20 protein-coding genes are annotated in these 20406 nt (G+C 72.2%); 12 read left to right on the forward strand and 8 right to left on the reverse strand.

The window, feature by feature from the left end; all coding sequences use genetic code 11:
* The first annotated feature begins 56 nt into the window (after positions 1-56).
* On the forward strand, positions 57-1352 hold the full coding sequence (locus E1292_RS05425) for a DUF2252 domain-containing protein (protein ID WP_132592601.1): 1296 nt from the start codon (positions 57-59) through the stop codon (positions 1350-1352).
* Positions 1353-1442: 90 nt separating this feature from the next.
* The gene (locus E1292_RS05430) at positions 1443-2189 is read left to right on the forward strand and encodes an SDR family oxidoreductase (protein ID WP_246089943.1); all 747 of its coding nucleotides are present in this window, start codon (positions 1443-1445) and stop codon (positions 2187-2189) included.
* 133 nt (positions 2190-2322) lie between these two features.
* Here the strand turns inward: E1292_RS05430 and E1292_RS05435 are convergent, their stop codons facing one another.
* Complete coding sequence (locus E1292_RS05435; protein ID WP_132507351.1) at positions 2323-2580, reverse strand: hypothetical protein; 258 nt, start codon at positions 2578-2580, stop codon at positions 2323-2325.
* A gap of 54 nt (positions 2581-2634) precedes the next feature.
* Positions 2635-2916: a hypothetical protein gene (locus tag E1292_RS05440; protein WP_132507353.1), complete on the reverse strand. Its 282-nt coding sequence runs from the start codon at positions 2914-2916 to the stop codon at positions 2635-2637.
* Positions 2917-3211: 295 nt separating this feature from the next.
* Here E1292_RS05440 and E1292_RS50920 point away from each other — a divergent pair, with 295 nt between their 5' ends.
* On the forward strand, positions 3212-4666 hold the full coding sequence (locus E1292_RS50920; protein ID WP_165974394.1) for a sigma factor: 1455 nt from the start codon (positions 3212-3214) through the stop codon (positions 4664-4666).
* Here the strand turns inward: E1292_RS50920 and E1292_RS05450 are convergent.
* A complete protein-coding gene (locus E1292_RS05450) occupies positions 4663-5547 on the reverse strand; it encodes an SDR family oxidoreductase (RefSeq protein ID WP_132592605.1) in 885 nt (294 codons plus the stop codon). The genes E1292_RS50920 and E1292_RS05450 overlap by 4 nt on opposite strands.
* Positions 5548-5594: 47 nt before the next feature.
* On the opposite strand from E1292_RS05450, the gene E1292_RS05455 reads away from it, so the two are divergent.
* From E1292_RS05455 to E1292_RS05470, 4 genes are read left to right on the forward strand one after another with little or no spacing between them, the layout of a single operon-like run.
* A complete protein-coding gene (locus E1292_RS05455; protein WP_132592607.1) occupies positions 5595-6323 on the forward strand; it encodes an enoyl-CoA hydratase family protein in 729 nt (242 codons plus the stop codon).
* A complete protein-coding gene (locus E1292_RS05460) occupies positions 6320-7096 on the forward strand; it encodes a CoA transferase subunit A (protein WP_132592609.1) in 777 nt (258 codons plus the stop codon). Before E1292_RS05455 ends, E1292_RS05460 begins: the two co-directional genes overlap by 4 nt.
* Complete coding sequence (locus tag E1292_RS05465) at positions 7086-7808, forward strand: CoA-transferase subunit beta (RefSeq protein ID WP_132592611.1); 723 nt, start codon at positions 7086-7088, stop codon at positions 7806-7808. The genes E1292_RS05460 and E1292_RS05465 overlap by 11 nt, the downstream gene beginning before the upstream one ends.
* Complete coding sequence (locus tag E1292_RS05470; protein WP_132592613.1) at positions 7805-8833, forward strand: NAD(P)H-dependent flavin oxidoreductase; 1029 nt, start codon at positions 7805-7807, stop codon at positions 8831-8833. The genes E1292_RS05465 and E1292_RS05470 overlap by 4 nt, the downstream gene beginning before the upstream one ends.
* 88 nt (positions 8834-8921) lie before the next feature.
* Here the strand turns inward: E1292_RS05470 and E1292_RS05475 are convergent, their stop codons facing one another.
* Genes E1292_RS05475 through E1292_RS05485 form a run of 3 tightly spaced genes read right to left on the reverse strand, consistent with a single transcriptional unit; the run spans position 8922 to position 12319 of the window.
* Entirely contained in the window at positions 8922-9593 is a 672-nt protein-coding gene (locus E1292_RS05475) for a pentapeptide repeat-containing protein (RefSeq protein WP_132592615.1), read from the reverse strand.
* 4 nt (positions 9594-9597) lie between these two features.
* Positions 9598-11097 (reverse strand): glycoside hydrolase family 3 protein, encoded by a 1500-nt coding sequence (locus E1292_RS05480; RefSeq protein ID WP_132592617.1) that lies wholly within the window; start codon positions 11095-11097, stop codon positions 9598-9600.
* A 52-nt stretch (positions 11098-11149) separates the two neighbouring features.
* A complete protein-coding gene (locus E1292_RS05485) occupies positions 11150-12319 on the reverse strand; it encodes an acetyl-CoA C-acetyltransferase (RefSeq protein WP_132592619.1) in 1170 nt (389 codons plus the stop codon).
* A gap of 97 nt (positions 12320-12416) precedes the next feature.
* On the opposite strand from E1292_RS05485, the gene E1292_RS05490 reads away from it, so the two are divergent.
* A complete protein-coding gene (locus tag E1292_RS05490; protein WP_132592621.1) occupies positions 12417-13085 on the forward strand; it encodes a TetR/AcrR family transcriptional regulator in 669 nt (222 codons plus the stop codon).
* Positions 13082-13765, forward strand: coding sequence for a DNA alkylation repair protein (locus tag E1292_RS05495; protein ID WP_132592623.1), 684 nt, complete (start codon positions 13082-13084; stop codon positions 13763-13765). The genes E1292_RS05490 and E1292_RS05495 overlap by 4 nt, the downstream gene beginning before the upstream one ends.
* Here E1292_RS05495 and E1292_RS05500 read toward each other — a convergent pair.
* Positions 13755-14594 (reverse strand): helix-turn-helix domain-containing protein, encoded by an 840-nt coding sequence (locus E1292_RS05500; protein ID WP_132592625.1) that lies wholly within the window; start codon positions 14592-14594, stop codon positions 13755-13757. The genes E1292_RS05495 and E1292_RS05500 overlap by 11 nt on opposite strands.
* Positions 14595-14696: 102 nt before the next feature.
* Between E1292_RS05500 and E1292_RS05505 the strand changes: the two genes are divergently transcribed.
* Entirely contained in the window at positions 14697-15404 is a 708-nt protein-coding gene (locus E1292_RS05505; protein ID WP_132592627.1) for an SDR family NAD(P)-dependent oxidoreductase, read from the forward strand.
* Between the two features lies 1 nt (position 15405).
* Here the strand turns inward: E1292_RS05505 and E1292_RS05510 are convergent, their stop codons facing one another.
* Positions 15406-16269 carry a LysR family transcriptional regulator gene (locus tag E1292_RS05510; RefSeq protein ID WP_132592629.1) on the reverse strand — a complete coding sequence of 288 codons (864 nt, stop codon included), beginning with the start codon at positions 16267-16269 and terminating at the stop codon, positions 15406-15408.
* 61 nt (positions 16270-16330) lie between these two features.
* On the opposite strand from E1292_RS05510, the gene metE reads away from it, so the two are divergent.
* Entirely contained in the window at positions 16331-18484 is a 2154-nt protein-coding gene (gene metE / locus E1292_RS05515) for a 5-methyltetrahydropteroyltriglutamate--homocysteine S-methyltransferase (RefSeq protein WP_132592631.1), read from the forward strand.
* Positions 18485-18634: 150 nt separating this feature from the next.
* A complete protein-coding gene (locus tag E1292_RS05520; protein WP_342775615.1) occupies positions 18635-20251 on the forward strand; it encodes an RICIN domain-containing protein in 1617 nt (538 codons plus the stop codon).
* The last annotated feature ends 155 nt before the right edge of the window (positions 20252-20406 follow it).

A 20406-nucleotide genomic window follows, 5' to 3' on the forward strand; every position in this document is an offset into this window, starting at 1 on the left:
TGATCAGGGAAAGATCAGGGTAGGCGGGAGGGGTGTCGAGATCTACTGTCCGGAGTATGGGCACACGCTCTTCGTTCCTGCTCGATGTCCTCATGACGGAGTTCGGCGAGTCGATCAAGGAAGATCCTGCGGCGTTCAGGCGGAAATTTCGGAAAATGGCGGCTTCGCCCTTCGCCTTCTACCGGGGCAGCGCCTGCCTGTTCTACGCCGACATGACCGGCGAGTACGCGGACGACTCCTTCCTCGACGGGCCGACCAGCAGGGTGTGGATCCACGGCGACCTGCACGCGGAGAACTTCGGCACGTACATGAACGCCTCCGGCGTCCTCGTCTTCAACGTCAACGACTTCGACGAGGCGTACGTGGGCCCGTACGTCTGGGACCTCAAGCGGTTCGCCGCCAGCGTGGCCCTGCTCGGGTACGCCAAGGCGCTGTCCGACGACTCGATCAGCGTGCTCGTGACCGACTTCGCCGGGGCGTACCTGGTCGAGCTCGCCGCCATCGCGGCGGGCGGTGACGACGCGATCGGCTCGCTCACGCTGGACACCACCACCGGCGTGCTGCACCGCGTGCTGCAGACGGCCCGGCTGCGCACGCGGGTGGCGCTGCTGGACGTCGAGACCGTGATCGATGGCTACGACCGGCGCTTCGCGCTCATGGCGGGACGGGAGGCGGTGGACGCGGCGACCAGGCAGGCCGTGCTCGGCGCGTTCGTGGACTACCTGACCACGCTGCCGGTGCGGGTGGACCCGGTCGAGCAGGTGATCAAGGACGTGGCGCTGCGCAAGGGCGTGGGCATCGGGTCGGCGGGGCTGCCGTCGTACAACCTGCTGCTGGAAGGGCACTCGCAGGCGCTGGAGAACGACGTGATCCTGTACATGAAGCAGGCGGCGGCGCCCGCCGTGGCGCGGCACATCACCGACGAGAAGGTGTCGGCGTACTTCAAGCACCAGGGGCACCGTACGGCCGAGTCCCAGCGGGCGTTGCAGGACTACGCCGATCCGTGGCTGGGATACACCACGCTCAACGGGGTGGGGCAGCTGGTGGCGGAGGTGTCCCCGTACTCGGCGGACCTGGACTGGGACGACGTGAACGAACCGGCCGAGCTGCGCTCGATCGTCCAGGACCTGGGACGGGCGGTGGCGCGGATGCACTCGGTGGCCGATGACGAGTCCAGCCACGACCTCGTCGACTTCTCGACGGAGGAGGCGATCGTGGACGTGGTCGGCAGCGACAGGTCCGGATTTATCGGCATGCTGGTGGGTTTCGCTCATCGGTACGGGGCGCAGGCCCGCGAAGACCACCAGAAGTTCGTCGACCTGTTCCGCAACGGCCGGCTCCCCGGCGTCTGAAGCCGGCGGGCGGGACGGGCGTCGTACGGCGGCCGTGCGGAGCCGTCGTCGGCTAGCAACCGACCGTTCGGTATGGCATGCTTCCGGAACATGACTCTGTTCTCGGTGGAAGGCAAGACAGTCGTCGTCACGGGCGGATCGCGCGGCATCGGGCGCATGATCGCCGCCGGGTTCGTCGAGGCGGGGGCGTCCGTCTACATATCCGCCCGCAAGACGGCCGAGGTCGAGAAGACGGCGGCCGAGCTGGGCTGCGTCGCGGTGCCGGCCGACCTGTCGACGCCCGAAGGGCTGGAGTCACTGGTGTCGGCGGTGGACGGGCCGCTGCACGTGCTGGTCAACAACGCGGGCGCCACCTGGGGGGCGCCGCTGGAGGAATATCCGGAGCACGCCTTCGACAAGCTCTGGAACATCAACGTCAAAGGGGTCTTCTACCTGACCCAGCGGTTCCTGCCGAGGCTCAGGGAGGCGGCGAGCGCGGACGACCCGGCACGCGTGATCAACGTGGGCTCGATCGACGGGATCAAGGTGCCGGCGCTGCCGAGCTATGCCTATTCCTCGACGAAGTCGGCCGTGCACATGCTCACCCGGCACCTGGCCAGACACCTGGCCAAGGAGCACATCACGGTCAACGCCATCGCGCCCGGGCCGTTCGACTCCAAGATGATGGCCTTCGCCCTGAACGACCCCGAGACCCGCGAGAGCATCGCCTCCAGCGTGCCCATGGGCCGCATCGGGCGCCCCGAGGACATGGCGGGCGCGGCCATCTATCTGTCGTCGCGGGCGGGTGCGTACCTGACAGGAACGGTCATCCCGGTGGACGGCGGGATCTCCTGCTGAAAGAGCCGGGCCAGGCCGGTCCCGTCACAGGGAAGGGTGCGGGGACGGCGGCGAGCACCTTCCCGGCGGGTCCGGCCTGGCCCGGGGCTCGTGGCGCGCGCGTTCTGGCGGACCGCGGCGCCGCGGGGCGGGACTAGTCGAGCACGTCGTCGATGGCCACGTCGCCACCGTGGGTCGCGGTCACGGCGACGCCGTTGACGTTGTTGACCCCGGTCGCGCCGCGACCGCTCACGTTGCTGTTGACGACGTTGCCGAAGTTGTTGCCCGACTGGATGGCGTTGCGGTTGCGGCTTGCGTTGCCGGCGTTGGTGTCGGCGAACGCGGGGGCCGACATGAGGGCCATCCCGGTCGCGGCGGCGACGACGATGCCGGACACGCAGAGCTTCTTCATGTGAGGTCCTTTCACTGTTCGGGTCACTGTTCGGGTTGGTCGGACGTCAGCCGGTCAGTCGAAGATGTAGATCACCGTGATGCCGCCGTTGGTGGCGGTCGGGGCTATGCCGTTGACGTTGTTGACGTTCGTCGAGTCGTCCTGGCCGCGGTTGGCGGCGAAGACGTCGGCGAAGTTGTTGCCGGACTGGGTCGAGTCGCTGTTACGGCTCCAGTTGGTCGCCCAGGAGCGCCCATCCCAGGGGCCGGCCACGTCATCGGCGTGAGCGGGGACGGCGAACAGCAGCCCGCCGGCGACCGCCGACACCGCGGCCGCGGCGCACACCCTTTTGATCACTTCTGCTCCTTCACCGGTATGGAAGTCGCCGGGGGCGGCGGACGCCGTGGGCCCGAAAGCGCACCACCAGCCCCATTGACCTTTGTTGACCTCAGCGGATCAAGGCCAGTGCGAGCATATAACTGTACGTTGCCGATGAGTAGCTCTGAGTGATCAGAACTTTGTTCGGCCATGGCGCCGTCACGAGACGCCGGTGACCCGCCGGGCCAGGCCCGCTTCGACCCGCCACCACGACCCGTACGTCGCTACGCTGACGCTTCCAACGCGGCACCCCTCTGCGGAGTTGTTTCAGAGCATGGACCGTTATGAGGGGTTCCACGAGTTCGTGCGCTCCCGCCAGCAATCGCTGATGCGGACGGCGTACCTGCTCACAGGGAACGCCCACCTTGCCGAGGACCTGTTGCAGACGGTCCTCCCCCGCGTCGCCTCCCACTGGACCAAGCTCGCCAAGGGCGGCAACCCCGAGGCGTACGCCCGCAGGGCCCTGGTCAACCAGAGCATCTCCTGGCGCAGGCGCAGGCACGTCGAACTGCAGGGAGCCGAACTGCCCGAGCTCGGGCAGTCGCACGACGAGGCGACCGTGCGCCGCCTGGCCCTGCGCCACGCGCTCGCCCAGCTCACGCCGAAGCAGCGTCACCCCCGAGGAGGCGTACCGATGAGAACGTTGCGCGAGGACCTGCGGGCCCTGGGGGCGGACGCGCCCGAGGTCGACCTGGCCGAGCGCGCCCTCAGAGGCGCGCGCAGGAGGCGGGCGACGCGCCTGGCCGCGGTCGCCGCCGCCGTGGTGTGCGTGATCGCCGCCGGGACCGCCGTGCTGATCCAGCAGGTACGCCCCCAGCCGCCGATCGTGCTCACCCCTCCGGAGACCAGGGCCCTGCCGCTGCCCGCCAGGGGCGTCGGCCCTGTGGAGCAGGCCTATCAGCCGCGCTGCCGCCCCACCTCGTCCGGCGGGTGCCGAACGCTCCCCTGGCGGATCGTGACGCGCGGCGGCGACACCTACGAGATCCCCTCAGGACCGGGGCCCGTCTCGGTCACCGCGGACGGCCGCAGGATCGCCTACTACAGCGGCGAGCACCACGCCATCGTCGTCCGCGACCTGGCCTCGGGCAAGACTTGGACGTCGCCGCTGACTCAGCCCGAGGAGGACTTCGCGGCGGAGTACGCCCTGCGGTTGTCGCCCAGCGGGCTGCGCTTCATCGTCTCCGGCTGGGGCGGCGAGCGAGAGCCCAACAAGCTGGTCGACGTCGTGAAGGGGACGGTGAGCGAGCTCGAACGGGGGTGGTGGCCGGTGAGCGTGTCCGACGGCGACGGGCCCGTCGTGCTGGCCAGGCCGTACGACTCGGCCACCCGGGTGCGGCTGCTGGGACACGACCCGATCACCCTCCGGGAGTTCACCTACGACTTCAGCGCCCTCGCGCCGGACGGCCGCACGCTCGCCCGGCTGGGGAAGGTCGTCGATCCCGACCGAGAGCCCAGGGTGCGCGGGGACGGGACGATCGTCACGTTCGACGCCATCACCGGTGGCGGTGAGCGCCGTACCGCGGTGTCCGGAATCCCCGAGGGCCTGGTCCCCGCACGGCTGGGCGGCTGGCTGAGCGCCACCGAGGTGGTCCTGCTCGCGAGCCGCGAGCAGCCGCGCGGCGGTCCCTCGTCGATGGTCTACGCCGTCGATGTGCGCACGGGGCGGGCACGCGAGCTGTTCTCGCCGCGGGCGGACGGGATCTACGTCGTCCCCGGCCTGGTGCGCTAGCCCCTGCCTTCCGCACGTGCGTGGTCTTCAGCGGATCGTGTGGCCAGGTGGCGCCAGGCCGGGGTCTCGCCGCCGCCGTCCACCCGCACCTCGGCGCCGGTCACGTAGCCGGGCGCCGCCAGCCACAGGCACACCTGGGCCACGTCGCCGGGTGTCGCCATCCGGCCCGCGGGGATGGCCGCCGCGATCCGGCCGGTCTCCGTCCGGCCGGCCTCCGCCTCGCCGCCGGCCGCCGGAACGGTGCCGCCCTGGTGAGGGTCGTAGTGAGGGGAGGCGCCGGCTGTGGCGGCCAGGCCGACGACGACCGTGTTGACGCGTACGCGCGGGGCCCACTCGGCGGCCAGGCAGCGGGCCAGGTGGTGCAGGCCCGCTTTGGCGGCGCCGTACGCGGCGGTGCCGGGTGAGGGGCGGCTGCCGCTGACGCTGCCGATCATCACGATCGCGCCGCAGGAGGCGGCGAGCAGCGGGTACGCGCGCTGCGCCACGAGCAGCGGGGCCGTCAGGTTGAGGTCGATGACGCGGGCGTGCAGGCGCGGTGAGGTGCCGTCCATCGGCGCGTACGGCGACCCGCCCGCGTTGTTGACCACCACGTCGAGCCGGTCGAAGCCGGCGACGAGCCGGTCGACGTCCTCGGGGACGCGCACGTCGGCCTGGACGAACCGGATCTCACCGGCCGCCACAGGCCCGGGTGGGGTGCGGGCGGCCACCGGCCCGGGTGGGATGTGGGTGGACGCATCGGCTGCGGGCCCGGGTGGGGTGCGGGCGCAGACGGTGACGGCGGCGCCCGCGTCGTGGAAGGCCCCGGCGATGGCGGCGCCGATGCCCTTGGTGCCGCCCGTCACCAGGACGGCCCTGCCCGTGTAGTCGTAAGTCACGGTCACGGGTGCTACCGTACCAAGCAAGCGTTAGGTGCAACCAGGGAGTCGGGTTGGGGATCACGCTGCGGGCCGGGCCGATCGCGGAGGTCGTCGTGGACCTGCCACCGGTGAACGCGCTGACCGTGCAGGCCTGGGAGGAGCTGGCCGAGGCCCTACGGACGGCCGGCCGCGACCCGGGCACCAGGGTGGTCGTGCTGCGTGCCGAGGGGCGCGGGTTCAACGCCGGAGTCGACATCAAGGAGTTGCGGGACGCCGAGGGGCACGCGCGGCTGGTCGCGGTGAACCGGGCGTGTCACGCGGCGTTCGCGGCGGTCTACGCGTGCGCGGTGCCGGTGATCGCAGCAGTGCACGGGCACTGCCTGGGCGGCGGCGTCGGGCTGGCGGGCAACGCCGACGTGGTGGTGGCCAGCGACGACGCCTACTTCGGGCTGCCCGAGGTCGACCGGGGCGCGCTGGGCGCGGCCACGCACCTGGCCAGGCTCGTGCCGCCGCACCTGATGCGGGCCATGGTCTACACGTGCAGGAACGCCACGGCGGCCGAGTTGCACGCGTTCGGGTCGGTGCTGGAGGTGGTGCCGCGCGACCGGCTGCGCGACGCGGCGACCGAGGTGGCGGAACAGATCGCCGCGAAGGACCCGTACGTGATCCGCTGCGCCAAGGAGTCGCTCAACGGCATCGACCCGGTGGACGTCAACCGCAGCTACCGCTTCGAGCAGGGCTTCACCTTCGAGCTGAACCTGATGGGCGCGGGCGACCGGCACAGGGAGCGGTTCGCATGACGAAGGTGATGACGGCCGAGGAGGTCGCCGCCTCGGTGGAGAGCGGCATGACGGTCGGGATCGGCGGCTGGGGTTCGCGCCGCAAGCCGATGGCCCTCGTACGCGCGGTCCTCCGCTCACCCGTCCGCGACCTCACCCTCGTCTCGTACGGCGGCCCCGACGTCGGCATGCTCTGCGCGGCGGGGAAGGCGCGCAGGGTCGTGGCCCCGTTCGTCACGCTCGACTCCATCCCGCTGGAGCCGCACTTCCGCCGGGCCAGGCAGGCGGGGGCGATCGAGTTCACCGAGTACGACGAGGGCATGTTCATGTTCGGGCTGCTGGCGGCGGCGCACCGGCTGCCGTTCCTGCCGACGCGGGCGGGGCTGGGGTCGGACGTGATGCGGGTCAACCCGGGGCTGCGGACGGTCCGGTCGCCGTACGCGGACGGGGAGGAGCTGGTCGCGGTCCCGGCGCTGACGATGGACGTGGCGCTGGTGCACATGAACCGGGCGGACGTGCGGGGCAACGCGCAGTACCTGGGTCCCGACCCGTACCTCGACGACCTCTACGCCAAGGCGGCCGCGCGGTGCTACGTGTCGTGCGAGCGGGTGGTGGACGACCTGCTCGAGGAGGGCCCCCTGCAGTCGCTGCTGATCAGCCGGTCGATGGTGACGGGCGTCGTGGAGGCGCCCGGCGGGGCCGGGTTCACCTCGTGCGAGCCCGACTACGGGCGCGACGAGGCGCTCCAGCGGCGCTACGCGGAATCGCCCTGGGAGGAGTGGGATGAGCGGTAGGGCTGACGTGTGCGTGGTGGCGTGCGCGGAGGCGTTCAGGGGCGACGGGGAGATCCTGGCGGCCGGGATCGGCGGGGCGGTCACGGTGCTGGCGGCGCGGCTGGCGCGGCTGACGTTCGAGCCGGGCCTGCTCACGCACGACGGCGCCTGCCTGCTCACCGGAGACGTGCCCGCACTGGGCGAGGCGCCGGAGGTGGTCGAGGGGTGGCTGCCGTTCCGCGAGCATCTGTGGCTGGTGCTGAACGGCCGCCGCCACGTCATGCTCGGCGCGAGCCAGATCGACCGGTACGGCAACACGAACATCTCCTGCATCGGCGACTGGGCCCGGCCCAAGGCGCAACTGCTGGGCGTGCGGGGCGCGCCGGGCAACACGCGGTGCGACCCGACGAGTTACTGGATCCCCCGGCACTCCCCCCGGGTGTTCGTGCCCGAGGTGGACATGGTCAGCGGGCTCGGCACCGACCGCGGGGCGTTCGAGCTGCGGCGAGTGGTGACGAACCTGGCCGTCCTGGACTTCGGCGCCCCAGATGGGTCGATGCGGCTGGTGTCGGTCCATCCTGGGGTGAGCGTGGACGAGGTGGTGGCGGCGACCGGGTTCGATCTCGGCATCCCGCCGAACGTCCCGCGGACGCGGGAACCGTCCGATGAGGAGCTGCTCGTCCTGGACCGGCTCGATCCCGCGCGCTCCCGCGACCGGGAGGTCGCCGCGTGAGGACCGCCCTGACCTCGCTGACCGGCTGCCGGCATCCGATCGTGCAGACCGGCATGGGGTACGTCGCCGGCGCCCGGCTGGCGGCGGCCGTCTCCCGGGCGGGCGGCCTGGGCGTGATCGGGGCGGCGACCATGTCCGTGCCCGAGATGACCGCGGCGATCAGGCGGGTGAAGGAGCGCACGGACGCGCCGTTCGGGGTCAACATCCGCTCCGACGCCGGCGACGCCGCCGAACGGGTCGAGGTGATGGTCCGCGAGGGCGTACGGGTGGCGTCGTTCGCCATGGCTCCCAAGCGGGAGCTGATCGCCCGGCTCAAGGACGCGGGCGTGGTGACGATCCCGTCGGTGGGGGCGCTCCGGCACGCGGAGAAGGTGGCCGGGTGGGGGGCCGACGCGGTGATCGTGCAGGGAGGCGAGGGCGGGGGCCACACGGGGCCGCTCGCCACGACGCTGCTGCTGCCCCAGGTCGTGGACGCCGTGGACATCCCGGTGATCGCGGCCGGCGGGTTCTTCGACGGGCGCGGGCTGGTGGCGGCGCTGGCGTACGGCGCCTGCGGGATCGCCATGGGCACCCGGTTCCTGCTGACCAGCGACTCCCCCGTGCCGGACGAGGTCAAGAAGCTCTATCTGGCGGCGCGGGAGACCGTGGTGACCACCAAGGTGGACGGGGTCGCGCACAGGGTGCTGCGGACGCCGTTCGTGACCTCGCTGGAACGGTCGCGGCTGGTGCGGGCGGTGGCGAACGGAGTCAGGTTCCGGCGGCTGTCGGGGCTGTCATGGGCCGGGCTGATCCGCGAAGGGCGGCGGATGCGGCGGGGCAGGGAGCTGACCTGGGCACAGGTGCTGCAGGCGGCCAACACGCCGGTGCTGCTGCGGGCGGCCATGGTGGACGGGCGGGCGGATCTGGGGGTGATGGCGTCCGGGCAGGTGGTGGGGGTCATCGGTGACCTGCCGTCATGCCGGGAGCTGATCGACCGCGTCATGGCCGAGGCCGAGACCGCCCTGGCCCGCCTGCCGGCGCGCTGAGCCCGCCAGGGAAGCGGATCTCCGCCTGGCGCTGAGCCCGCCGGCGCGGAGATCCGCCTCGGTGCGGCCCCGGCTTCGACCCGGCGGGTCAGACGACCGTGATGCCGCGGGCGGCGAGGATGGCGTTGGCCTGCGTCTGGTTGATGACGGCGCCGGCGAACGCCCGGAGCTTGGCGTCGTCGGGCTGCCCCAGGTCGGCCCCGCGCAGGTCGGCCTTCGTGAACGTGGTGTTCAGCAGGCGCGTGCCGATGAGGCGGCAGTCGCTGAGCGTGGCCTCGGTGAAGTCGCAGCCCGACAGGTCGGCGTCGTCGAAGCGGACCCCCTCGATGTGCTCGCCGCGCAGCGAGCAGCCGCCGAGGTTGGCCAGGGTCAGGTTGGAGCGGGTGACCGTGAAACCGGTGCCGCGCGAGGCGGTCAGCGCGGCGCCGATCATGCGGCAGCCGGTGAAGGACACGTCGGTGAGCAGCGCGCCGCCGAACTGGGCCGAGGACAGGTCGACGTCGGTGAACGTGACGTCGATGAGGTCGGCGTCGTTGAAGCGGATGCGCATCCCGCCCCCGCCGGTGAAGACCGCCCCGTCGAGGTCGGCCTTGCGGAAGTCGGTCTGCTCCAGCACGCACGACTCGAAGCGGGCCCCCGCCAGGGAGGCGCCCCACAGGTCGGCCTCCGTCAGGTCGCATCCGCGGAAGACGTGTGTCTCGCCGGCCGAGAGCCGTTCGGCCAGCGCCTTGTGTGAGAGGTCCTCGCCGTCGAAGTTCACGGTCTCAGAGACTACCGGCCAGGATCTCCGCGGCGGCCTGGCCGCAGACCCGGGCGGAGCCGTACGTGGCGATGTGCACGGCCCCGAGGTCCGAGCGGGCGGGCAGGCCCATCTCGACCACCACGGCGTCCTTGCGGGCGCTCAGCAGGTGCCTCAGCGCCTCTTCCTGCCACGGGTGGCGGTGCGCGTCGCGGACCACCACGACCAGGGGGCGGCCGGCCGCCGCGCCGAGCAGCCGTTCGAGTGCCGGACCGGTCGTCTCCCCCGCGGCCATGCGCGTGACCACGGTGCCGGGCAGCAGCCCGGCCAGCGGCTCGCCCACTCCCCAGGGGGTGTGCCGGTCGATGGCCAGGTTCATCTCCGGCACCAGCTCCACCACGTGCGGGGCCGCGGCCAGCGGCAGCGCCGGCGTGGTGGAGCGCCGGACGACCCTGACGGCCCGCCGGGCCGCCACCAGCCCGGCGCCGCCGTCGCCCGCGGCTCCGGCGAGGACGACGTCGGATGGGCTGCCCGAGGACGCGGTCCATGCCGCCAGCTCGCGGACCCTACGAGCGGCGTCGGCCAGCCGGTCCTCGGGCAGCAGTCCTTGGGTCACCGCGGCGGCGATCGCGTCGCGGATCCCCGTGGCGGTGGCCTCGTCGGCGTGCTCGCCGCCGACGCAGATCGCGTCCGCCCCGGCGGCGATGGCGCGGGCCGAGGCGCCCCCGATCCCGTACGCCGCCGCCACCGCGGCCATCTCGATGGCGTCCGTGATGATCACCCCTTGGAACCCGAGCTCCTCGCGCAGCAGCCCGGTGAGCACCTTGGGGCTGAGCGTGGCGGGCAGTTCGCCGTCGTACGAGGGCACGAGCAGGTGGCCCGTCATGACCGCTTTGACGCCCTCCCTGACGGCGTCCGCGAACGGCAGCAGCGCGTCCTCGACCGTGTCCGCGGCCATCTCGGGCACGCCGTGGTGGGAGTCGACCGTGGTGTCCCCGTGGCCGGGGAAGTGCTTGACGCAGGCGGCCACTCCGGCGGACTGCAGGCCGCGGACGAACGCCCTGGCGTGCCGGGAGACCAGTGCGGGGTCGGCGCCGAAGGAGCGCAGGCCGATGACCGGGTTGTCCGGGTTGGAGTTCACGTCGGCGGAGGGGGCGAAGTCGATGGTGATGCCCGCGCGGGCCAGGTCGGCGCCGAGGTCCGCGGCCAGGGTCTCGGTCATGGCCACGTCGTCGACCACGCCGAGCGCGTACGCCCCGGGGCGGCTGCTGCCGGTGGCCGCCTCCAGCCGGGTGACCTCGCCCGACTCCTCGTCGACGCCGACGAGCACCGAGGGGTTCTCCGCGCGCAGGGCGGAGGTCAGCCGGGCCACCTGGGCCGGGCCGGCGATGTTGCGCGAGAACAGCGCCACCCCGGCCAGCCCCTCGCCGAGCCGGCGGCGGAGCCAGTCGGGTGGTTCGTGTCCGGCGAAACCGGGGAAGAGGACGGCGTCGGCAAGGCGCAGCAGGTCACCGCTCATGGGCATGACCCGCAATCTAATAGGAAAGTTTCCTATTTGCTAGTGGCATTTTCTGACGTCAGGCCGCTCCCATGCCGACGAGCCGTTCGATGACGGTGACGTTCGCCTGCCCTCCGCCCTCGCACATGACCTGCAGGCCGTACGTCCCGCCCGTTCGCTCCAGCTCGTGCAGCAGCCGCACCGCCAGGACCGCGCCGGTCGCTCCGAGCGGGTGGCCGAGCGCGATCGCCCCGCCGTTCGGGTTGACCCTGGCGGGGTCGGCGCCGGTCTCCTTCATCCAGGCCAGCACGACGGAGGCGAACGCCTCGTTCACCTCGATCGCCGCGAAGTCGTCGATGGACATGCCGGTCACGCGGAGGGCGCGGGCGGTGGCGGGGATGGGCGCGGAGAGCATCGTGATCGGGTCGGCGCCGCGGGCCGACAGGTGGTGCACGCGGGCGCGCGGGGTCAGGCCGTGCTCGCGTACGCCCCTGGGCGAGGCGACGAGCAGGGCGGCGGCGCCGTCGGAGATCTGTGAGGCCAGGGCCGCCGTGATCCTGCCGCCCTCGGTCAGGGGCTTGAGCCCGGCCATCTTCTCGGGCGAGGTGTCCGCGCGCGGGCCCTCGTCCGCCGCGACGCCCTCGTAGGGGACGATCTCGCGCAGGAAGTGACCGGCCTCGATGGCGTGCAGGGCCCGCCGGTGCGACGTGTACGCGTAGCGCTCCATCTCCTCGCGGGTGATCTCCCAGCGGGCGGCGATCCGCTCGGCCCCGGCGAACTGCGAGACCTCCTGCGTGCCGTACCGTTCGGCCCAGCCCTTGGAGCCCTCGAAGGGGGTCTCGTGCCCGAGCGGCCGGCCCGCGAGCATCGCGGCCGAGATGGGGACCATGCTCATGTTCTGCACGCCGCCGGCCACCACCAGGTCGTTCGTGCCGGAGAGCACGGCCTGGGCGGCGAAGTGCAGCGCCTGCTGGGAGGAGCCGCACTGGCGGTCGATCGTGACGCCTGGCACCTCCTCGGGCAGGCCGGCGGCCAGCCAGCAGGTGCGGGCGACGTCGCCGGCCTGCGGGCCGATGGTGTCGACGCAGCCGAAGATCACGTCGTCGACGGCCGAGGGGTCGGCGCCGGCGCGGCGCATCAGCTCCTTGAGCACGTGGGCGCCGAGGTCGGCGGGGTGCGCTCCGGCCAGTCCGCCGTTCCTGCGCCCGACGGGGGTGCGGACGGCCCCGACGATGTAGGCCTCGCTCATCGACGCATTGTAGCAAGCGCTTGGTCTAGCGCGGAATGCCGCATGAACTGCGCAGGTTGGGTGAACAAGCGATTGTCTGAGGCTCCATAATGGGAACGTGACCACGCGAAAGAACTCCGGCACCGCGACCACCCCGGCCAAGCGCCAGCGCACGACCTCGTCAGGGTCGGCGTCAGAGCGCCGCGACCACCTCGTCAAGCTCGCCGCGGAGCTCTTCGCGCGCAAGGGCTTCCAGGCCACGACCGTCCGCGAGATCGCCGACGAGGCCGGCATCCTCTCAGGAAGTCTCTACCACCACTTCGACTCCAAGGAGACGATCGTCGACGAGGTGCTCTCCACCTTCCTCGACGACCTCATCGCCCGCTACCGCGCCGCCCTCGAGTCCGGCGGCGACGCGCGCACCGTGCTGTCGGAGATGGTCCGCATCGGCTTCGGCACGCTCGAGCCCCACCGCGCCGCGATCACCGTCATGCAGAACGACTGGAATTACCTGCGCCAGTTCCCCCGGTTCAACTACCTCGTCAAGGCCGAGGACGAGGTCGAGCAGATGTGGGTGTCGCAGATCAAGGCCGGCCAGGCGGCCGGGCTGTTCCGGCCCGACGTCGACCCCAAGCTGACCTACCGCATGATCCGCGACACCATCTGGGTCGCGGTCCGCTGGTTCCGCCCGGGCGGCAGGCTCAACACGAGCGGCCTGGCCGAGCACTACATCACCGTGCTGTTCGACGGGCTCGCCACGGGCGAGCGCACCACGCACAAGAAATGAGCCTGGGCAAGGCGGTGCGGCTGGCACTGCAGGAGGTCGCCGAACCGGCCAAGGCCGAGGCGATGCGCGCCTACACGAAGTCCGCGCTGCCGTTCCTCGGCGTCCAGGCCGTGGCCCGGCGGGCGGCGCTGCGGCGGGTGTTCGCCGCGCACCGCCTGGAGACCGCGCCCGAGTGGCGGCGGGCGGTGCTGACGTTGTGGCGGGAGGCCGAATACCGCGAGGAGCGCTACGCCGCCGTCGAGCTGTCCGGCCACCACTACTACCGCGAGTTCCAGACCCTCTACACCGTGCCGATGTACGAAGAGATGATCGTCACCGGCGCCTGGTGGGACCTCGTCGACGAGCTGGCCACCCACCGCGTCGGCGGGCTGCTGACCGCGTTCCCCGACACCATGCGGCCGCTCATGCTGGAGTGGGCCCACGACGCCGACCTGTGGAAGCGCCGCACCGCGATCCTCTGCCAGAACCGCTTCAAGGCGCGCACCGACACGGCCCTGCTCTACGCGTGCATCGAGCCGAGCCTGTCCGACAACGACTTCTTCGCGCGCAAGGCCATCGGATGGGCGTTACGCGAATACGCCAAGACCAACCCCGCCGAGGTCATACGCTACGTCAACGCCAAGGGCATCTCGGGCCTGAGCCGCCGCGAGGCGCTGAAGAACCTGCCCGCTAGCCCGTGAGGGTCTGGGTGCCGAGGACGGCCAGCAGCACGAGGCGTTCGGCGTCGTCGGTGCCGGGCTCGGCGGTGTAGACCATGATGCGCAGGTCGCTGCCCGCCACGCTGAGCACGTCGCAGTCGAGCGTCAAGGGCCCCACCTGCGGATGCTCGATCGTCTTGCGCGCCGCCTCGTGCCGGCCCACGATGCCGGAGTCCCACAGCTCGGCGAACCGGGCGCTGATCGCGCGCAACCGCGCGATCAGGCGGCGCACCTGCTGGTCGCCGGGATAGCGCCCGGCGGTGGCGCGCAGGTCGGCGACCAGCGCGGCCTCGAACGCGCGCCGCGCCTCGGGCGTGTGGCGCACCCGGCCGCCGGGGCCCGCGAAGTTGCGCCAAACGCCGTTGCGTTCGTCGCCCCGCCATCCGGACGGATCGCCCATCAGCGCCGCGTACATCGGGTTGGCCAGGAGCAGCGTCCAGGCCGCGTCGTAGACCCCGACGGGCGTGCCGGCCAGCCTGTCGAGCAGCCGCTGGACGCTCGGGGTGATGAACCCGGGCACCATCTCCGGCCCCGGGGGCTCGAGCCCGGCCATCCGGAACAGGTAGCCGCGCTCGTCCGCCGACAACCGCAGCGCCCGCGCCAGCGCCTCGACGACCTGGGCCGACGGGCTGACGGCCCGGCCCTGTTCGAGGCGGGTGATGTAGTCGGCGGAGATCCCGGCCAGCAGGGCGAGCTCCTCCCGGCGCAACCCGGCCGCGCGCCGGCGCCCGGCGGCGGGCAGCCCGACCGTCGCGGGCGACATCCGGTCGCGCCAGCGCCGCACCGCCCGCCCGAACTCCGTCCGCGTCATGCCACCAGTGTGCACGCGGCACCGGTGTGCCCGCCTGGTACTGACGGTCCCAGGACAACCGGACGACTGGCCGGCCGGACCGCCCCGCCGGAGGCTGAGGGCATGACGACCACACTGATCACCGGAGCGAACAAGGGCCTGGGCTTCGAGACCGCCCGCCGGCTCATCGAGGCAGGTCACACCGTGTACGTCGGCAGCAGGAACGCCGAACGCGGGCGCCTGGCCGCCGAGCGGCTGGGCGCGCGGTCCGTCCTGCTCGACGTCACCGACGACGGCTCCGTCGCGGCCGCGGCCAAGACCATCGAGGCCGAGGGCGGGCTCGACGTGCTGGTCAACAACGCGGGCATCGAAGGGCGCACCCCTGACGGAGGCGTACTCGGCGCCGCGGACGTGACCGCCGACATGATGCGCACGCTGTTCGAGACGAACGTCTTCGGCGTCGTCCGCGTCACCCACGCCTTCCTGCCGCTGCTGCGGCGGTCGGCGGCGCCCGTCATCGTCAACGTCAGCAGCGGCCTGGCGTCGCTGGCCGGGGTCACCGCCCAGGGCACGCCGGCGCACGCCTACCCGGGTGTGGCCTATCCCGCCTCGAAGACCGCGGTCAACATGATCACCGTGCAGTACGCGAAGGCGTTCCCCGGCATGCGGATCAACGCGGTTGAGCCCGGCTACACCGCGACGGACCTGAACGGGCACACGGGCACGCAGACCGTGGAGGAGGGCGCGGAGATCATCGTACGGATGGCGCAGGTGGGCCCCGACGGCCCGACCGGCGGCTATTTCGACGTCTCGGGCACCCTCCCGTGGTAGGTCACCTGGTCCACAGGGCGTCCTGGACGGCCTGCACCAGGGCCATCAGCTCCGGTGTGACGCGCTCCTTCGACCAGGCGAGCGCGTAGGTGATGCGCAGGTCACCCGCGTCGAGCGGCACGAAGCGCACGTCGTCCCGCTTGATGGTCCTGACCAGCAGGTGCGGGATCGGCAGCAGCCCGGCGCCCGCCGCCACCAGGTCGAGCGCGGCGGCGAAGTCGTCGTCGGCCACCATGCGCGCGCGGCCGGGCAACCCCGACCACGGCCGGCTGAACGGCGTGAGCAGCACCTGGCCGCCCAGGTCCGCCGGGGCGACCCTGGCTGCGGGCGCCAGCCGGTGGCTCACGGGGACGGCCAGGTGGTCGACGGTGACGTGGAACCGGGCGGCGGTGACGAACTGCGCGGGAGCGGGGGTGGCGAGGATCGCCGCGGAGACCTCCCCGCCCGCCAGCGCCCGCGCCGCCGCGCCCCGGCCGGCGGGCCGGAGCTCCACGCCGAGCGCCGGGGTGCGGCTCGCGAGCCGCCTGGCGATCCGCGCGGCGAGCGTGCCGACGAGCGGAGGATAAGCAAGGTGAATGGTCGGCCGGGCCAGCCGCTCGGCCTCATCGGTGAACGCCCGGGCCGAGTCGATCACCTGCCGCGCGTGCGCGAGCAGCGCCTTGCCCTCCGCCGTGAGCCGCACTTCGCGGGCCGTGCGCTGGAAGAGCTGGACGCCGGTGGCGCGTTCGAGACGGGTGATGGCCTGGCTCATGGCGGGCTGCGACATCCCCAGGTCGGCGGCGGCCCTGGAGAAGCTGAGCCGTTCCGCCACCCTGGTGAAGCAGTGGATCTCCCTGAGCATAAGCAGCACCAATACATAGTGCATGACTCCAGGGGTACTCGGCAGGATCTCAGCGATCTGATCCACGTCCTAGGGAGCCTGGAAGATGTCCCCATTTCCCACGTCCACGGTGCTCGGATACCCGCGGATCGGCCCGCGCAGGGAGCTGAAGCGGGCGCTGGAGTCCTACTGGGACGGCCGCGCCACCCGTGACGAGCTCGACCGGGTGGGCGCCCAGCTCCGCGAGCGGACCTGGCGCGGGCTGGCCGGGCTGGGGCTGGAGGGGCTGCCGAGCAACACCTTCTCGATGTACGACCAGGTGCTGGACACGGCCGTGCTGCTGGGCGCGGTGCCGGCGCGCTATCGCGCCGCGGACGACCCCTATTTCGCGATGGCCAGGGGCACCGAGGGGCTGGCGCCGCTGCGGATGACGAAATGGTTCGACACGAACTACCACTACATCGTGCCGGAGGTCGGGCCCGACACGGTGTTCAAGCTCGACCCGGGCAAGCCGCTGTCCGAGGTGCGGGAGGCGCGGGCGCTGGGGTACGAGACGCGGCCCGTGGTGGTGGGGCCGGTGACGTTCGTGCTGTTGGCCTCGGCCCTCGACCGGCTGGACGAGGTGCTCGGCTGCTACGAGGAGCTGCTGTCCGCGCTCGCCGCGGAGGGCGTCGCATGGGTACAGCTCGACGAGCCGGCGCTGGTGGCCGACCGGACGCCGGAGGAGCTGGCCGCCGTACGGGCCGCGTACGAGCGGCTGGGTGCCGCCGGCGCGCGGCCGGGGTTGTTCGTGGCGACGTACTTCGGGGACGCGGGCGAGGCGCTGCCGGTGCTGGCCGGCACGCCGGTGGAGGCCATCGGCGTCGACCTGGTCAGGGGCGGCGTGCCGGAGATCGACCTGCCGGGCAAGACCGTGGTCGCGGGCGTCGTGTCCGGGCGCGACGTGTGGCGCACCTCGCCCGAGCGGGCGCTGGCGGCGCTGGCCGCCGTACGCGCCGGGCGGGTGACGGTGAGCACCTCGTGCTCGCTGCTGCACGTGCCCTACGACGTGGCGGCCGAGCCAGGGCTGGACCCGGCGCTGAAGGAGCGGCTGGCGTTCGCCGAGCAGAAGGTGGCCGAGGTGGTGGCGCTCTCGCAGACTGCCTTCCCTCCGTCCACCGCCGCCCTCGTCCCGCCCGGGCCGTCCGTGGCGCTGCCCGCGCCCGTGGCTGCGGAGGGGCGCGGCCCGTACGCGGAACGCGCGGCGGCCCAGGCCGAGCACCTGCGGCTGCCCCCGCTGCCGACCACCACGATCGGGTCGTTCCCGCAGACCGGCGAGCTCCGCGCGGCCAGGGCGGCGGTCGCGGCCGGCACCCTGTCGCGGGACGACTACGAGCGGCGGGTCGAGGCCGAGATCGAACGGGTCATCCGGCTGCAGGAACGGCTCGGCCTCGACGTCCTCGTGCACGGCGAGCCCGAGCGCAACGACATGGTGCAGTATTTCGCCGAGCACCTCGACGGCTTCGCCGTCACCGCCAACGGCTGGGTCCAGTCGTACGGGTCGCGCTGCACCCGGCCGCCGATCCTGCACGGCGACGTCGGCCGCCCTTCGCCGATCACCGTCCGGTGGGCCACCTATGCGCAGTCGCTCACCGACAAGCCGGTCAAGGGCATGCTCACCGGGCCCGTCACCATCGTGGCCTGGTCGTTCGTCCGCGATGACCTGCCGCTGCGTGACGTGGTGTTCCAGGTGGCCGACGCGGTGCGCGAGGAGGTGAGCGACCTGGAGGCGGCCGGGGTGCAGATCATCCAGGTGGACGAGCCGGCGCTGCGCGAGCTGCTGCCGCTGCGGCGGGCCGCGCAGGCCGACTACCTGGAGTGGGCGGTGGCGGCGTACCGGAGGGCCACGTCGGGGGCGAGCGACCGCACGCAGATCCACACGCACCTGTGCTACTCCGACGCCGACCAGATCCTGGCCGCCATCGACGGGCTGGACGCCGACGTCACCACCATCGAGTCGGCCCGGTCGGGAGGCAGGATCCTGGGAGCGGTGGAGGCGTTCGGGCGCGGGCTCGGGGCGGGCGTCTACGACATCCACTCGCCGCGCGTGCCGAGCGCTGAGGAGGTCGAGGAGCTGCTGCGCAGGACGCTGGCGGTGCTGCCCGCGGAGCGGGTGTGGGTGAACCCGGACTGCGGGCTGAAGACGCGGACGTACGAGCAGGTGGAGGCGTCGCTGGCGAACGTGGTCGCGGCCGCCCGCGACGTGCGCGCCGGGTTGTGAGGCTCAGGCGTGGCGCTCGGACATCGGATGAAAGTTTCACCGGGTTTGGGCAGGCAGGCGGGCCTGGCGGCCCCTACCCGCTTGACTATGTCCCGGCCGCTCGCTGATCTGATCCCAGGAAAGCGCTTTCCTCCAGGATGGGAGCAGACAGTGAGATCCTTACCCCAGGCCACCGGACGAGGCTGGCGGCGCCTGCTCGCCGTCCTGGCGGCGATCCTCGCCCTGACCGGCGCCGTCGTCGCGCAACCGCCGCCCGCCGGCGCGGCCAGCGTCGACACCAGCGCGTGGTACGTGCTGGTCAACCGGCACAGCGGCAAGGCCCTCGACCTGTACGACTTCGCGACCGACGACGGGGCGCCGATCGTGCAGTGGGCCCGCAACGACGGCAACCAGCAGCAGTGGCAGTTCGTCAGCTCCGGCGACGGCTACTACCGGCTCAAGTCGCGCCACAGCGGCAAGGTGCTGGACGTCTACGAGTGGTCGACCGAGGGCGGCGCGGAGATCGTCCAGTGGGCCGACCTCAACGCCGCCAACCAGCAGTTCCGCCTGGCCGACTCCGACGGCGGCCACGTCCGGCTGATCAACCGCAACAGCGGCAAGGCCCTGGAGGTGTGGGAGTGGGGCACCGGTGACGGCGCAAGGATCTCCCAGTGGGACGACCTCGGCGGCGCCAACCAGCAGTGGCAGCTCGTCAAGATGGGCGGCGGCGGGTCCGGCGACTGCGGCAGCGGGTCGTTCAACGCCGAGGCCGTGCTCAGCGGCAGCACCTGGACGGCCAGGAACGGCGGCACCACCCTCTACAACGGCGGCAGCATGATCGAGGCCATGCGCGCGGCGGTGGGCAGCCTGACGTCCGGCCGCACCTCAAAGCAGAAGGTGATCGTCCGCGGCTCCGGCTCGATGAACGCCAACCAGTCGCTCGACCTGCCCAGCTACACCGTGCTCGAAGTCTGCGGCACGATCAACGTGTCGGGGAGCATCAGCGCCAACAACGCGGTCGTGCGTGCCCAGAACGTCACCGACGTCGAGGTCACCCACCTCACCGTGACCGGCAACCCGTACTTCGGGGTGTTCGTCCGCAACGGCACCAACATCACGCTCGGCCGGCTCGACCTGCGGCTCGGATCGTCCGGGCTCGGCGTCCGCATCGACAACCACGCCAACAGGAACGTCCGCACCCGCAACGTGCGCATCGACAGCGTGTACGCCTCGGGCGGCAGCAGCCACGGCGTCGAGACGTACGGCGTGGACGGCATCACCATCGGCACGGTCACGGCGCGCGACACCGGCGAGTCGGGCCTGCTGTTCAACGACACGATCAACGCCACGGTCGGCACCGTCGACGCCCAGGGCGCCGGCACCGGAACCGGATACGCGGCCTTCCGCATGGCCAACCGCAACGGGCGCATCGGCAGCGGCTACCCGACCAACGTCCGGGTCGGCACCGTCATCGCCAGGGGCGGCGGACGCGGCGTCTTCTGCGTCTCGGAGAGCGGCGGCGCCGTCATCGACCGCGTGGACATCTCCGGCACCGGCAGCAACTCGATCCTGATCGAGAACTGCTACAACGTCACCATCGCCGCCCAGAGCGGCACCGTGAACGGCTCCGACATCCGCATCGCCGCCCGCAGCGAATTCCCCGTGACGTCGGACATCACCCTGCAGAACCTGACGCTGACCAACTCCGCCATCAACGAGAACCCGTGCGGCGACAACATCGTCATCCGCGACATCGAGCTGGTGAACTCGCAGATCAACCGCTGCTGACGGCCTGCGACGCCCCCGGTCGTGGACCGTGCCGCAGGAGCCGGTCCGCGACCGGGCCCGGGGAGGGCCCCGAGCCGCGTGGGCGTGGAGCCGTGACAGCGTGTCGGCCTCCTGGCTGGCGTTGCCCCGCCGCCGGCCCCCCGCAACCGCACCCG

It is taken from the genome of Nonomuraea deserti (genome assembly GCF_004348685.1).
GTDB lineage: Bacteria > Actinomycetota > Actinomycetes > Streptosporangiales > Streptosporangiaceae > Nonomuraea > Nonomuraea deserti.

Excerpts from the sequence above, each read along its gene's own strand:
- E1292_RS05505 (WP_132592627.1), top strand. The coding sequence starts at position 14,697 with ATGACGACCACACTGATCACCGGAGCGAACAAGGGCCTGGGCTTCGAG.
- E1292_RS05425 (WP_132592601.1), top strand. The coding sequence starts at position 57 with ATGGGCACACGCTCTTCGTTCCTGCTCGATGTCCTCATGACGGAGTTC.
- E1292_RS05465 (WP_132592611.1), top strand. The coding sequence starts at position 7,086 with ATGAGCGGTAGGGCTGACGTGTGCGTGGTGGCGTGCGCGGAGGCGTTC.
- E1292_RS05495 (WP_132592623.1), top strand. The coding sequence starts at position 13,082 with ATGAGCCTGGGCAAGGCGGTGCGGCTGGCACTGCAGGAGGTCGCCGAA.
- E1292_RS05480 (WP_132592617.1), bottom strand. The coding sequence starts at position 11,097 with ATGCCCATGAGCGGTGACCTGCTGCGCCTTGCCGACGCCGTCCTCTTC.
- E1292_RS05510 (WP_132592629.1), bottom strand. The coding sequence starts at position 16,269 with ATGCACTATGTATTGGTGCTGCTTATGCTCAGGGAGATCCACTGCTTC.
- E1292_RS05460 (WP_132592609.1), top strand. The coding sequence starts at position 6,320 with ATGACGAAGGTGATGACGGCCGAGGAGGTCGCCGCCTCGGTGGAGAGC.
- E1292_RS05435 (WP_132507351.1), bottom strand. The coding sequence starts at position 2,580 with ATGAAGAAGCTCTGCGTGTCCGGCATCGTCGTCGCCGCCGCGACCGGG.
- E1292_RS05430 (WP_246089943.1), top strand. The coding sequence starts at position 1,443 with ATGACTCTGTTCTCGGTGGAAGGCAAGACAGTCGTCGTCACGGGCGGA.
- metE (WP_132592631.1), top strand. The coding sequence starts at position 16,331 with ATGTCCCCATTTCCCACGTCCACGGTGCTCGGATACCCGCGGATCGGC.
- E1292_RS50920 (WP_165974394.1), top strand. The coding sequence starts at position 3,212 with ATGGACCGTTATGAGGGGTTCCACGAGTTCGTGCGCTCCCGCCAGCAA.
- E1292_RS05485 (WP_132592619.1), bottom strand. The coding sequence starts at position 12,319 with ATGAGCGAGGCCTACATCGTCGGGGCCGTCCGCACCCCCGTCGGGCGC.
- E1292_RS05500 (WP_132592625.1), bottom strand. The coding sequence starts at position 14,594 with ATGACGCGGACGGAGTTCGGGCGGGCGGTGCGGCGCTGGCGCGACCGG.